This is a genomic window from Paenibacillus sp. N3.4 (assembly GCF_008017805.1).
Classification (GTDB): domain Bacteria; phylum Bacillota; class Bacilli; order Paenibacillales; family NBRC-103111; genus Paenibacillus_E.
Genome location: NZ_VRTT01000049.1, coordinates 1 through 12,953, shown reverse-complemented (window position 1 = coordinate 12,953; position 12,953 = coordinate 1). Strand labels below are relative to the sequence as shown.

General features: G+C 46.6%; 13 protein-coding genes, 3 pseudogenes and 1 other annotated feature. Of the genes and pseudogenes, 9 read left to right on the top strand and 7 right to left on the bottom strand.

What is annotated here, in order from left to right; all coding sequences use genetic code 11:
* Nucleotides 1-35 precede the first annotated feature (35 nt).
* From FU659_RS22400 to FU659_RS22385, 4 genes are all read right to left on the bottom strand, one after another.
* On the bottom strand, nt 36-752 hold the full coding sequence (locus FU659_RS22400) for an urease accessory protein UreF (protein ID WP_147949586.1): 717 nt from the start codon (nt 750-752) through the stop codon (nt 36-38).
* A gap of 33 nt (nt 753-785) precedes the next feature.
* Entirely contained in the window at nt 786-2,468 is a 1,683-nt protein-coding gene (gene ureC, locus FU659_RS22395) for an urease subunit alpha (RefSeq protein WP_397356303.1), read from the bottom strand.
* A gap of 13 nt (nt 2,469-2,481) precedes the next feature.
* Nucleotides 2,482-2,865, bottom strand: a complete 384-nt coding sequence (gene ureB, locus FU659_RS22390) for an urease subunit beta (RefSeq protein ID WP_147949621.1) — start codon at nt 2,863-2,865, stop codon at nt 2,482-2,484.
* Nucleotides 2,866-2,926: 61 nt separating this feature from the next.
* Nucleotides 2,927-3,229: an urease subunit gamma gene (locus FU659_RS22385; RefSeq protein ID WP_147949584.1), complete on the bottom strand. Its 303-nt coding sequence runs from the start codon at nt 3,227-3,229 to the stop codon at nt 2,927-2,929.
* A gap of 261 nt (nt 3,230-3,490) precedes the next feature.
* Between FU659_RS22385 and FU659_RS22380 the strand changes: the two are divergent.
* The 6 genes and pseudogenes from FU659_RS22380 to gerQ all read left to right on the top strand — a co-directional run.
* A pseudogene (locus FU659_RS22380) lies at nt 3,491-4,087 on the top strand (ABC transporter permease subunit); the annotation flags it as partial.
* 116 nt (nt 4,088-4,203) lie between these two features.
* A complete protein-coding gene (urtD, locus tag FU659_RS22375; RefSeq protein WP_147949582.1) occupies nt 4,204-4,995 on the top strand; it encodes an urea ABC transporter ATP-binding protein UrtD in 792 nt (263 codons plus the stop codon).
* Nucleotides 4,988-5,683, top strand: a complete 696-nt coding sequence (gene urtE, locus FU659_RS22370) for an urea ABC transporter ATP-binding subunit UrtE (RefSeq protein WP_147949581.1) — start codon at nt 4,988-4,990, stop codon at nt 5,681-5,683. Before urtD ends, urtE begins: the two co-directional genes overlap by 8 nt.
* A gap of 226 nt (nt 5,684-5,909) precedes the next feature.
* Entirely contained in the window at nt 5,910-6,599 is a 690-nt protein-coding gene (locus FU659_RS22365) for a response regulator transcription factor (protein WP_147949580.1), read from the top strand.
* Nucleotides 6,600-6,716: 117 nt separating this feature from the next.
* Nucleotides 6,717-7,144: pseudogene (locus FU659_RS22360) on the top strand (cell wall hydrolase).
* Between the two features lie 97 nt (nt 7,145-7,241).
* The gene (gene gerQ, locus FU659_RS22355; protein ID WP_261807973.1) at nt 7,242-7,700 is read left to right on the top strand and encodes a spore coat protein GerQ; all 459 of its coding nucleotides are present in this window, start codon (nt 7,242-7,244) and stop codon (nt 7,698-7,700) included.
* Between the two features lie 60 nt (nt 7,701-7,760).
* Here the strand turns inward: gerQ and FU659_RS22350 are convergent, their stop codons facing one another.
* On the bottom strand, nt 7,761-8,051 hold the full coding sequence (locus FU659_RS22350; RefSeq protein WP_147949579.1) for a hypothetical protein: 291 nt from the start codon (nt 8,049-8,051) through the stop codon (nt 7,761-7,763).
* Between the two features lie 126 nt (nt 8,052-8,177).
* On the opposite strand from FU659_RS22350, the pseudogene FU659_RS22345 reads away from it, so the two are divergent.
* Nucleotides 8,178-9,160: pseudogene (locus FU659_RS22345) on the top strand (metal-dependent hydrolase).
* A 118-nt stretch (nt 9,161-9,278) separates the two neighbouring features.
* Here FU659_RS22345 and FU659_RS22340 read toward each other — a convergent pair.
* Complete coding sequence (locus FU659_RS22340) at nt 9,279-9,515, bottom strand: alpha/beta-type small acid-soluble spore protein (protein ID WP_147949578.1); 237 nt, start codon at nt 9,513-9,515, stop codon at nt 9,279-9,281.
* A 154-nt stretch (nt 9,516-9,669) separates the two neighbouring features.
* Between FU659_RS22340 and FU659_RS22335 the strand changes: the two genes are divergently transcribed.
* Nucleotides 9,670-9,852, top strand: a complete 183-nt coding sequence (locus FU659_RS22335; protein ID WP_147949577.1) for a DUF5325 family protein — start codon at nt 9,670-9,672, stop codon at nt 9,850-9,852.
* Nucleotides 9,853-9,944: 92 nt separating this feature from the next.
* Here the strand turns inward: FU659_RS22335 and trpS are convergent, their stop codons facing one another.
* On the bottom strand, nt 9,945-10,928 hold the full coding sequence (gene trpS, locus FU659_RS22330) for a tryptophan--tRNA ligase (RefSeq protein ID WP_147949576.1): 984 nt from the start codon (nt 10,926-10,928) through the stop codon (nt 9,945-9,947).
* A 55-nt stretch (nt 10,929-10,983) separates the two neighbouring features.
* Nucleotides 10,984-11,254: a binding site (T-box leader), on the bottom strand.
* A gap of 119 nt (nt 11,255-11,373) precedes the next feature.
* On the opposite strand from trpS, the gene FU659_RS22325 reads away from it, so the two are divergent.
* On the top strand, nt 11,374-12,681 hold the full coding sequence (locus tag FU659_RS22325) for a permease (RefSeq protein ID WP_261807972.1): 1,308 nt from the start codon (nt 11,374-11,376) through the stop codon (nt 12,679-12,681).
* Nucleotides 12,682-12,953 lie beyond the last annotated feature (272 nt).

Below are 12,953 nucleotides of genomic sequence, written 5' to 3'. Positions count from 1 at the left end.
CATTCCCCCTAAGATATTATAGTAAGTTCTGAGTGCTAAGACATAAACAATCGCGAATACAGCGTTTCATGTTGGATCATTGCCATATCTGCTGAAGGCGTATTCGTGTATGCCTCCAACGGATCCAGGTGCGCTACCCGCTGCCACTCGCTGCCTGTTATCGGCAATAGCTTTGCAAGGAGTATCTGCCCCTGGGTTTGCCCCATCGACATCAATCGCAGCGCACTGTTAACACAGGTCACAATACAGCTGTATAAATAACCTTCGACCGCTTGGTTCAGCGGCACACCCAGATGATAGCTCACCCATCCATGAACGATTGGATGGTTCGAGCTGCATCGTTGACTGCTCACCGCTTCATCGAGGGGAAGCCAGTTCAGCTCAGGGTATATGGAACGTGATAGCTGGAGCAGCCTTCGCCCCATCTTCTGAACTCCACTTCGGGCCTCACTGGATACTCGCTGGACATGAAGCATGTGATCCACTTCCCAAAGCTGTTTCCACTCCTCCCTCGGAATATGGATATAGGCCGCTTTGATGACCATGGCATCGGACGACGCCCAGCTATGGGCAAGCATCGTTCGCATGTAGCCTTCCAGATCTTCAAACGTCTTTAACCTCTCCTGCTGCACCAAGGTTTCCAAACCGAAGGAATGGGAAAAGCCCCCAATCGGCAAGGCGGAATCCAATAGCTGTTGATAAGCAAGCCAGTGATAGGGCGCGGTCACATGATCATCAGTCTTTTCAGTCATTCTCGTCACCTCAGTCAAGCAATTGCCAAGCTTTTAGAATAAAAAATACAACTGCGCCATCGGGAGCTCCGTCGCTGGTTCACAAGTAATGACTTCCCCATCCACCTTCACTTCATAAGTTTCTGGGTTTACTTCAATAGAAGGAGTACCGTCATTATGAATCATATCTTTCTTCGTAATGCTGCGGCAGCCTTTTACCGGCTCCACACGTTTTTGTAATCCAAGCGATTTGGCAATCCCGCGATCATAGGCGGCTTGCGATACGAAGGTAATCGAGCTTTGTGTCAACGCCTTGCCGAATGCCGCGAACATGGGTCTACCGAAGACAGGCTGTGGCGTTGGTATAGAGGCATTGGGATCTCCCATTTGCGCATAGGCGATGCTGCCTCCTTTGAGCACCAGATCTGGCTTAACACCAAAGAACATGGGACTCCATATGACTAAGTCAGCAAATTTACCAGGCTCAACAGAACCAACAAGGTGGGAAACTCCGTGCGTTATCGCAGGATTGATTGTATATTTGGCGATGTAGCGTTTGATCCGAAAATTATCGTTTTCTCCGTTATCTGGAGCAAGCGGTCCCCGCTGCTTTTTCATCTTATCCGCCGTTTGCCAGGTGCGAATAATAACCTCTCCCACACGTCCCATCGCCTGTGAATCAGAACTGAGCATACTGAATACGCCAAGATCATGCAGAATATCCTCAGCAGCAATCGTTTCTGGACGAATGCGTGAATCCGCGAAAGCAACGTCTTCCGGAATACGACTGTCCAAATGATGGCATACCATGAGCATATCCAAATGCTCTTCAATCGTATTAATCGTAAAGGGGCGTGTCGGGTTTGTAGAAGAAGGCAGAACGTTAAGCTCGGCAGATGCCCGGATAATGTCCGGCGCATGACCGCCACCCGCTCCTTCCGTGTGATACGTATGGATCGTTCGCCCTCTAATGGCAGCCAAGGTATCTTCCAAAAATCCCGCTTCATTTAGAGTATCTGTATGAATGGCCACTTGAACGTCGTACTGGTCTGCTGCTTCCAAGCATGTATCAATGGCCGCAGGGGTCGTCCCCCAGTCTTCATGCAGTTTCAGGCCTATAGCTCCTGCTTCGATTTGTTCGGTCAAAGGTGCGAGAAAGGAGGCATTCCCTTTTCCTGTAAACCCCAGGTTCATGGGAAAAGCTTCCGCAGCCTCCAGCATGCGGCGCATATGCCATGCACCCGGCGTACAGGTCGTCGCATTCGTACCGGTAGCAGGTCCTGTTCCTCCACCAATCATGGTCGTTATACCAGAGGATAAGGCGGTTTCGATTTGCTGGGGGCAAATGAAATGAATATGAGCATCGATGCCCCCAGCTGTCACGATTTTTCCCTCGCCTGCAATAACCTCCGTGCTTGCCCCAACCATCATATTCGGGTGAACGCCATCCATAATATCCGGGTTCCCTGCTTTACCGATGCCAACAATATGGCCGTCTCTGATACCGATATCGCCTTTGACAATGCCCCAGTGGTCCATAATAACCGCATTCGTGATCAAGGTATCCAGCACGCCTTGGTCACGCGTAGCTCCACTGGATTGGCCCATGCCATCGCGGATGACCTTGCCTCCGCCGAATTTGCACTCATCGCCATATTGAGTGTAATCATGCTCAATCTGCGCCCAAAGCTCTGTATCTGCCAAACGAACAGCATCGCCCGTAGTTGGACCAAACATTAGCGCATAGCTCTTACGATCTATTCGATTCACCTTGGTTCCCCTCCCATGCTTGCCATCTTTCCTCGACCTTGTCAGGCAATGTACCTTTGACAGCCGCACCTTGACTCAAATTGTTAAGCCCATAAGATCGCTTGGACCCGCCTAATTCTACAAGATGAACGGGCTTCTGCTCCCCAGGCTCAAAGCGAACTGCCGTACCCGCCGGAATATCTAAACGCATACCGAACGCCATAGGCCTCGGAAACGCCAATGCGCGATTCACTTCAAAAAAATGAAAGTGGGAACCCACTTGTACAGGTCTATCCCCTGTATTTGTGACCAAGATGTCAATGGTCTGTCTCCCTACATTCATTTCAATAAACCCTTTGCCTGTACGATATTCCCCCGGTATCATCCTTTCACCTCTTCCCATGTTCATTCGCTCACGCCCCTAATCGGAATGGCTTAACAGACCGTTAAGCAATTGGCTGGTGTACAGTAACAAGCTTCGTTCCATCGGGAAAAGTAGCCTCTACCTGAACCTCATGGATCATGGAAGGCACACCTTCCATCACTTGTTCTGCTTTGAGAATCGTTGTTCCAAATGACATCAGTTCTGCAACCGTTAATCCATCCCTTGCGCCTTCCATAATTTCAGACGATAGTAGGGCCATGCTTTCCGGATAGTTTAGTTTCAAGCCTCTGGCGAGTCTTCGTCGAGCTACATCTGCTGCCACCGTAATGAGCAGCTTTTCTTTTTCTCGTTCCGTTAGATGCACGTCTTCACCTCTTCAAAAACCGAATATTGGATACTTGATAGACTTATTATATCGTGAATTCCAAGCATGTAAATATTTCATGTAATATTTTATAACATTTAAAACAAGGAATTCGAAGTCATTCTTCGTATTTATATGAAAAAAACAAACAATAATGCTCTTCTTGTGCATGAACAACAAATTAAAACTCTTTTGTGTCATGTATATTGACATGAACTCAACTCCCACTTTATCATAAGCTGTAATCCAAATCTTGTAAGTAAGGGAGCTTTCTTTTCCATCCTGTCACAGGCGCTTGTTATTATAACGGTCACCTTATTTGTAGGGCAGCAAGGCTACACGGGTGGAACGAATGGGCTCACGAACTTCAACACTTTCCTAGGCCTGAAGCTTCAATCACCGACGACCAAATTGTTATTTTTTTATATCACACTTGCCGTAGTTATTCTCGTTCTTGCTCTTTGCAGTCTGCTGGTTTCCAGTCGTTTAGGCAGCATCTTAACGGCGATTCGCGATGGTGAAAATCGGGTTCGTTTCATCGGCTACAATCCTGTCACATATAAAGTATTTATTTACTGTGTATCTGCGGGCCTAGCTGGACTTGCCGGTGTTCTTTTCGTCCTTCAAGAAGGCATTATCTCACCTGCCCAAATGGGAATCGTTCCATCCGTTGAAATGGTCCTATGGGTGGCTATCGGCGGACGCTCAACGATCGGGGGCGCCGTGCTGGGCGCACTGGTCACCAATGCAGCCAAAACAACCTTTAGTGAAGCTTATCCGGCCTGGTGGCCGATTATGCTGGGAGCTATGTTTATCATTGTTGTGCTGTTATTGCCCAAAGGTATTGTTGGAACCTTACCCATTACGCCACAAATTGGAAAAGAAGTTTGCTTCCCAAGCCCATTACTTCACATGAAGCAAACTAAATCATACCTCAACGCAGACTTTATGAAACTTGAAGGAGGAACAATCCCATGCACGGACCATTTGCGATGCAAGAACCTGTTACCAACAAAGAAATTTTAAGCGTAAAGGGAGTTGAAGTTAATTTTAACGGATTCAAGGCCTTGCGCAATCTAGACTTTTCTTTGCCATATGGCGAACTTCGATTTCTTATTGGACCGAACGGGGCAGGTAAAACTACGCTCCTGGATGTCATTTGCGGGAAAGTGAAGCCTTCACAAGGTCAGGTTGTGTTCAAGAATTCAATCGACCTCACGAAACATCAAGAACATCAAATTGCTCGACTCGGCATCGGCCGTAAATTCCAAGCTCCTTCCGTCTTTTCCACATTGACTGTTTTCGAGAATCTGGCCTTATCCATGAAACAACAGCGCGGCCTGCTCAGCGCTCTCTGGACCAAGACAACTCCTGAACAACGAGATAGGCTGCACCATAGATTAGAAATGATTGGCCTGAGCAGCAAAGTGAATGACCGTGCGGGATCGCTTTCTCATGGAGAGAAACAGTGGCTCGAAATTGGCATGCTGCTCATGCAGGAGCCCGATCTTCTTTTACTTGACGAGCCTGCCGCCGGTATGACCGATAGTGAAACAGAAAAGACAGGTGAACTGCTGCACGAAATATCAGCCAATCAGACCATCATCGTTGTCGAGCATGACATGGCATTCGTTCGTCAATTCGCCAGAACCGTTACCGTTCTGCATGAAGGCACCATTCTATGCGAAGGATCCATGGAAGATATCCAAAAGAATGATCAGGTGGCAGAAGTTTACTTAGGAAGCAGAGTGGAGCGCGGTGCTTAAGCTAGCGAGTATCGAATCAGGTTACGGGGAGAGCATGGTCGTGCGTCACGTGAATCTGCACGTGCAGCCAGGGCAAGTCGTTTGCTTAATGGGGAGAAACGGTGTTGGCAAATCTACACTTATGAAAAGTATCATGGGACTCATTCACCCGAAGTCAGGCTCCATACATTATCAGAGACAGAACATCACCTCCTTCTCTCCTGACCGCCGTACCAAACTAGGAATAGGTTATGTGCCTCAGGGCCGTGAGATATTCCCCCAGCTTACTGTAGAGGAAAATCTGCTGCTGGGTCTTGAAGCCGCGACAGACGGGAAGAAGAAGCTCTCCGATTCACTCTTCGAGACTTTTCCGGTTCTCCGAGAAATGCTGCACCGCAAAGGGGGCGATCTCAGCGGTGGGCAGCAGCAGCAATTAGCTATTGCACGTGCATTAGCCCCCGGGCCTAAGCTGCTTCTGCTCGATGAGCCTATGGAGGGTATTCAGCCGTCTATTGTCATGCACATTGAAGCCATTATTGAAAAAATCAAGAATGATCGAGAAATTGCCGTATTGCTAGTCGAACAAAGCTTAGAATTTGCTGTGAGCATCGCCGACTACTACTATATCCTCGATCGAGGAACCATAGCCGCTGAAGGGAATGCGGCACAGTTGAGTGAAGAACAAGTTAGAAAGCATCTGACTGTATGATCTGGAGACGAATGACTCACCCTACTATAGGAAGCTGGATAACTTGACCTAAGAAATTAGGAACCAAGTACCATCCAGCTTCTTTTTCTTGCAACTAATTCATTAAATCTTTCGTAATAAACTGGACGTCACAAAATGGATAATGTTAACATGAACATATAGGATCGAATGTTGCGTCTGGCATACCGAGCACCGAACCTTTGAAGGAAAAGGAGGGGGAACGTTTATGTCTAAAGTTCTAATTATTGAAGATGATTTGAGTATTGGTGAAATGATGTCCATTTATTTGTACGAAGAAGGTTACGAAGTGAAACGCGCAGAAAACGGCCGACAAGGCGAAGAGCTGTTTCATGATTTTAAACCTGATGTGATTGTCCTGGATATCATGCTGCCTGACGTTGACGGTATCCAATTATGCAGTACCTTCCGTAACGCATCGACAGTTCCTATTCTGATGGTGTCCGCCAAAAATGAAGTATCGGACCGCGTCAGAGGTTTGCAAACGGGAGCTGATGATTACTTATGCAAACCGTTTTCGATGAGAGAATTATCAGCAAGGATACAAGCGTTGCTAAGACGCTCACACGCTTTTCTTTCCCAACCATCTGCTGCTGCAGCGGCGAGTGAGCAAGTTGTCCAACTGGATATTGAGAAACGCTGCCTTTTTGTTCATAATAAAATCATCGAGACAACCTTCTCTGAATTCGAAATCATGAAACTATTTTGGCAAAATCAAGGACGTGTCTACAATCGTGAAGAGCTGTTAAATCGCGTACGAGGCTTTGATTCCTACGTGACGGAACGTGCCATTGATGTGCATATTGCCAATCTCCGCAAAAAAATCGAAACTGATCCCAAAGAACCGAAATATATTAAAACGGTTTGGGGCGTAGGTTATAAATTTCTACTTCATTAAGTTCCCTTCGTTGGGAGCTTTTTTTATTCCAAAATTGAACCGTAAACAGTCACCAAATAGGCAGGAGCACAATATGATGATTATGGAAAAAGGAGTGAATGACAACAGACGGCAGTCATTAAAGCGAATACGAATGACACGCGGAAACTAGCCAGATTGCTCCGAGCCGAGGCCGAAGGTGAAGGAGATATAGGCATGCTGATGGTTGGCAACGTGGGTATCAACCGTATTAAGTGCTAATTGTTTGGACTTTAAGAACATCCGCACCATTTCCTCAAATGGTCTTCCAAAGTCCCGGCGGCTTCGAAGCCACGCAAAAAGGCTACTTCTATCAACGCGCACGCGAGCCTGAAATCCGTTTGGCCCAAAAAGTAATAAACGGCGAGCGGTTTCTCCCAGCAACGAACTCCTTATGGTACTTCAGACCAACAGGAGAATGCCCTAGCTCTTGGTATAACCAAGAGCATTCAGGACGCTACAAAAAACACTGCTTCTTCTCACCCACGTTCAATGATTGCCCTGCTGCATTTGGCACGTTTGGTTAATTTAGCTCATTAAACAGGAACGCGGCTCCACGGCTTCAAAGAAAAAACTACTTACGAAGAAGGCTTTCTATCAGAAAGCCCTAGGAGGATTACGATTATGATGAACAACCCTTACAAGATTGGCAACCAAGCTAACATGCAGTCCCCTTACGGATATCCGTATCCGGCTTATCCCGTACCTACGGCTGTTACGAACAATGTCGTGCCTACTATTCCTAGCGGTTCCACATTTCCATCTCCCGGCGGAACCACACAAGCAGGCCTAAATATGCCTGGGCAATTACCACTCGAGCAATCTTTTATTGAGAACATTCTCCGTTTGAATCTTGGAAAAATGGCAACGATTTACATGACGTACGAAAATAATTCCGAATGGAATGCCAAAATTTTCAAAGGCAGACTGGAAGCCGCGGGACGCGATCACATTATCATCAGCGATCCAGCTACCGGTATGCGTTACTTATTGCTCATGGTTAATCTTGACTACATTACGTTTGACGAAGAACTCCAATATTCTTACCCTTTTGCAGGTGGTATGGGCCCACAACCAAGATAGTAGATATGCCTTGGATAGCCGTTTGCTCTTATTCAGAGCAGCGGCTTTTTGCTTTTTTACTCATTTGACTACTTGACTAAAATGCCACATATGTACTTTCCGTTTTCCGCCTTCGACCCATTTTTCCCAATTCCCTTGTGCAGAGGAATCACTGTCCTCTAAACGCTCCTGTTTCAAAAAGATATACTCCTCGTAAGTAACATCATTCCAAATTTCTACAAAAAGTTCTTTCTGATCCGTTCCTTCCAACAGCTCTAATCGCCCTTCCCGCTTCATCCACTCCTGCATATAGATGATAAAGGACTCTCTATAATCGGATTTTATGGCATACTCTACAAAAACTTTGCACATTTTTAGATCTCCCTCTGATTTATTTTTTGCTCCAAAATGGTAAACTAGTAAGAAACGCAGTAAACTACATGTAGGCTGATCAATTTCACTTCGCTTGCTACAGAAAACTCTTAGGAGGAAACCCAATTGGACACAGGCACACATCTTGTTATTGGTTTAGGGTTAGCAGGACTGTCGCAAATTGATCCGACCGTTTCAGCGGACACAGCGGTTACAACTGCCGTTTTTATCGGAACGGTCATTGGCTCACAGATTCCTGATGTGGACGGGCTTCTCCGCTTCAAGGGGAATGCCACTTACATCCGTAATCATCGCGGACGTTCTCACTCTTTACCAGCTCTGCTGCTATGGACACTGCTGATTACCGGAGCACTTGCTCTCTTCTTCCACGGACTCCCTTTATTACATGTGGGTATGTGGGTAGGCATTGCCGTTTGTTTTCACGTTTTTACTGACTGCTTCAACACATATGGCACACAAGCGATCCGACCTTTCTCTGAGAAGTGGGTATCGTGGAACATCATTCACATCTTTGATCCCTTTATTTTTCGAGTCATATTGCCGCGATCTTCATGTGGGCATTCCATGTTGCGATGCCTACACTCATATTCCCAACCCTGTACGGAATCATTGCCATTTACTACGTATGGCGTTCATTGGACCATTACATTATACAAAAAGGACTCTACCGTAAAGATCCGACATTTCAACCAGGGGACAAATACACGCTTATTGTAACATTCAACCTGTATGTGTGGAACGTTGTCAAACAACGAACAGACGGTACCTACCAGCTCGGTGAACTGAAAAATGCTAAGCTGAAATGGATGGACACCATCAAATGCGAAGACCATCCGGCTATTGAGGCGTCAAAGAATCACGAGGACATTCAAGCCCTGCTTTACTTCTCTTCCTTCACCTGCGCGGAAGTCAAAGAGCATAGATGGGGTTACGAGGTCAGATGGGCCGACGTGCGTTATCGTCATCGAAAGCAATATCCATTTGTAGGTGTTATCCTCATGGATCACAATTACCAAACCCTTGACTCCTATGTGGGCTGGGTGAATGATACAAGGCTTGAGAAGAAGCTGCGAGTCGATCTTTATTAACTGCAAGGCGCGTTAATCATACGCGTCTTTTTAACGCGCATTTGGCACACTACAAAAGCCCAGAGGACGAATCCTCTGGGCTTCATATTAAAGCAAAAACTATAGACGAGTCATGCTACTAGCTGCGGAAATTACTTCCTTGGCCTGCCAGCGTTTGCTCGGCGATTTGTACGAGTCGACGAGTAATGTTACCACCGATTGCGCCTGCATCGCGAGTAGCCATGTAGCCCATGTAACCATCTTGAGGAATTTGGATGCCCAGTTCTTGAGCTACCTCATATTTCAATTGATCTAAAGCTTGAGTGGCTTGTGGAACTACCAGTTGGTTACTGCTACGAGATTGTCCTGTACCCATAAGGATCAGACTCCTTTCAGTCAGCTATAATCTTTGATGTATTTGCAAGCTTGCAAAGATAGTATGTGGAGGAAATGAATTTATATGCACAGCGTGAAAAAAAGTTTAAAATAAGATGTAAGGTTCATTTTCAAAGAAAGTAGGGTCATATGAAATGAGTAAACCACTTGCATTCCTGTTCGCTTTTGTAGGCACCTTGTTGCTCGCCTCCATTAGTTTGTTTATTGCCCTCAAACAACCTTGGCTGGTTCTTGTTTGTTCTATCCTTTCATTAGGATTTATCGGATATGGCTTTGTCGTCAAAGCGAAAATTCGTAAAAGGAATTCTCGGCAATAGCATCAAATGCAAAAGACCTAGCGGATGTATTCAAACCCGCTAGGTCTTTTGTATTTGACGTTTAATTGGGAAGATACCGTGAGAAAGAAGGTCTACAAAACTACGAAGCCCATACGTTTTTTGACTTCCAATAAGGTTTGGTTTGCCACTTCTGCTGCTTCCTCGGCGCCCTTTTTCAACACATCGTAAATTTCACCTGATCGGCGAATTTCATAATAGCGCTGCTGAAGGGGTTCCAGAACAGCTACAAGATGCTCAGCCAAATCCTTTTTGAAAGGACCGTAGCCCTGCCCTTCATATTTGGCTTCAATTTCAGAAATGTTCATCTCAGCAAAATGTGAGTATATGGACATTAAGTTGCTGACTTCAGGCTTGTTCTGCGGATCAAACTTCACCTCACGGCCTGAATCCGTGACAGCACGGCTCAACTTTTTACGAATGACGTCTGGACCATCTAGCATAGCAATAAAGCTGCCTGCGTTAGCACTGCTCTTGCTCATTTTCTTGGAGGCATCGTCAAGGGACATAATTCTCGCGCCGATCTCCGGCGTATAAGCCTCCGGCATGGCAAACATCTCACCGAATCGGTTATTAAATCGATTAGCCAAGTCGCGAGTTAACTCTAAATGCTGCTTCTGATCATCTCCCACAGGAATAAGATCAGCATTATACAAGAGGATATCGGCCGCCATCAGTGAAGGGTAAGTGAACAGACCAGCACCGATAGATTCCTTCCCTTCTGATTTATCTTTGAACTGTGTCATCCTCTCCAACTCACCCATATGTGTCAAGGTAGTCATAATCCATCCCAGCTCCGCGTGAGCATGTACATGAGATTGCAAGAAGATGGAGGCCTTATTCGGATCAAGCCCTGCCGCTACATAGAGGGAAGCTGCTGATTCCGTTTGTTCTTTCAGAGCCGCAGGATCTTGCGGAACGGTAATGGCATGCATATCCACCACCATAAAATAACAACGATGCAAGTGCTGCAGTTTTACATAATTGCGAAGCGCACCAATATAATTACCAATCGTCAGTTGTCCACTGGATTGCATACCTGATAATACTCGTTTCATTTGACAATTCCTCCTATTGTTCATACGTTAAAAAACAACAAAAAGACCTCTCGCCGCAAGGGACGAGAGATCGTGGTACCACCCTAATTTGTCTGTCAGCAAATGAAACATGCTGTAAGACCTTCAGGCTCTGATAACGGGGAGCTACCGTTTGGCATACTTGGACAAATGAGGATGTTAGTCCGGCCTAGGTCCCGGCAACCTCTATCTGCGTTCAGCCTCAAGCTCAAGGATCCATTCGGCTTGCTCGTTTCACCGGTTCGCACCAACCACCGGCTCTCTGAGAAACGGGACACAAACATACTTGTTCCTATCATCGCTTACTGATTTTCTATTATTATACACCCTGACCCCCTAATGTCAACTAAGGACATTGTCCTATCCGATCACCTTCGTACATAGGATAGAAGCATATCCAATCCTTCGGACAAAGGGGTGTCATTCATTGTCATCGACTCTATACCGGTGGAGCCTGCCTGTCTCCACGACCCTATGCGTACTTCTGATCATCCTGATAGCAACAACAAGAGAGCTTCCCCACATGGGCTTGTTCATTCACGAAACTCAGCTTGTTTTCGCCGCTTTCATGGCGATTTTTCTCGATGCCCTGCCTTTTATGCTGCTAGGCGTAATTTTATCCACGGTGGTTGAAAACTTCATCCCTGAAGCTTTCATACGTCGAATGACACCGCGGCATCCGATTGGCGGCATTTTATTCGCCTGCGTTCTTGGCATTATGTTCCCTCTCTGTGAATGCGGCATGATCCCTTTCGTTCGCCGCCTCATGCACAAAGGGATGCCCGTCTATATTGCCGTTATTTTCATCCTGGTCGGTCCGATTCTGAACCCCATCGTCTTCGCCTCGACGTTCATCGCTTTTCGGAAAGCACCGGAAATGGCATATTCGCGTATGGGGCTTACATTCGGCGTTGCTCTTGTCATCGGACTTCTTTTGACCCGATTCCTGAAGAGCAATCCACTGCGTCATGCCATCCCTGACCAAGCCGAACATCGTGAGCATAATGGGCATGGGCACGTGGACGGACACGATCACAGACACGGGCACGATCACGGACACGGACATGATCACAGACACGGACACGGACACGGACATGGACAAGGACACGGACATGGACATGGACACGATCACGACAACGATCACAGACACGGACATGGACATGATCACGGACATGGACATGATCACAGACACGGACACGATCACGAACACGGACATGGACACGGACATGGACACGAACACGGACACGAACACGGACACGGACATGGACATGGACACGGACACGGACATGGACATGGACATGGACACGGACATGATCACTCACACGGCGGCCGTCTCATGACTATGTTCAGCCACGGTACCACCGAGCTATTCGAAATGAGCAAATATTTGATGCTTGGCGCACTCCTGACCGCACTTATTCAAACTTTCGTTGCGCGAGATAGCTTAACAACAATTGGCCAAGGACCCTTCATTTCTCACGTATTTATGATGGGCTTTGCCTTCTTGCTCTCACTGTGCTCCACGACAGATGCTTTCGTGGCTTCTTCTTTCTCGTCGACCTTCTCCACTGGTTCGCTACTCGCCTTCCTAGTCTTTGGCCCGATGATTGATGTCAAAAGCACCTTCATGCTGCTTTCCATCTTCAAAGCTCGTTTTGTACTCACTGTGTCCATTGTCGTCGCTATAACCGTGTTAATAGGATCGTTGCTGTTCATGCATTTCTTTCTACACTAAGCAAAATGGCATCTAACGGTTTCAGTCCACTATGGTTTGCATGCTACTCATCCTTTGCTTACTGCTTCCACCACAAGCGACTAAAGATAAAAGCCCTCTAGCCACTCATCTGCTCAAGGTAGCATGTAAGGTCAATTTTAGGCCTTACAGCTTCTTTTTTCTACCTCTTTCGTCCTTTTCATCACTTGTAAGATGGTTTCCGTGCTTACAGAACGGCTTTTCTGCCCGCGGCCTCCTGTAAGCATGATTTAGGCCTTACAGCTTCTTTTTTC